The 557-nt window shown below is 60.9% G+C and carries 1 pseudogene; it reads left to right on the forward strand.

Annotated elements, in window-relative coordinates:
* Positions 1-369, forward strand: a pseudogene (locus tag K2F54_RS18960) (hypothetical protein); the annotation flags it as partial.
* Between the last annotated feature and the right edge of the window lie 188 nt (positions 370-557).

Consider the following 557-nt stretch of genomic DNA (forward strand, 5'->3'; position numbering starts at 1 on the left):
GTTCCCCTCTCAACACAATCGGGCGAGCGACTCGAGGCTCGTGTCGGTGAGAACGATCTCATCGAAACTCACGCTACCCTGGCCGACGGACTCTTACCCTGGGTCATCGGTCTCGTCGTCGTAGCGGGCGCGCTGCTGTGGTGGAACATCCGGGAGAAGCGCGCGCGACTGACAGCATCCGAGGAGGTTAAACCGTCGGTAGCTTCACGGCCTGGCCCCCGGTGGGTGCCAATCGTGTTGCTCGTTCTCGCGCTAGTGGTCTCGGGAGGAACGACCGTGCAAGCCATTCTCATCGGCCACAGCGGCGCCACGGCTGTCTGGACCGAAGACATGAGCACGCCGACATCGGGAGGCGATGAATCAGACTGAGGTACCACGGCCTCGGACACAGAAAACCCGTCAGAATTGGTGCCCGATAGACGGTCCCCTAACGGGCACTTCGCTTCCAATCGCGATGCCGCGTCCGCGTCGTTGCTGGGATGCACGTTTACCCCGCGCGATTTGAATGCCCACAAGGGCGCCCTATCTGCAACACGATCTAGTGTCTTATAACTCTA

This window comes from Cryobacterium inferilacus (genome assembly GCF_019599185.1).
GTDB classification, from domain to species: domain Bacteria; phylum Actinomycetota; class Actinomycetes; order Actinomycetales; family Microbacteriaceae; genus Cryobacterium; species Cryobacterium inferilacus.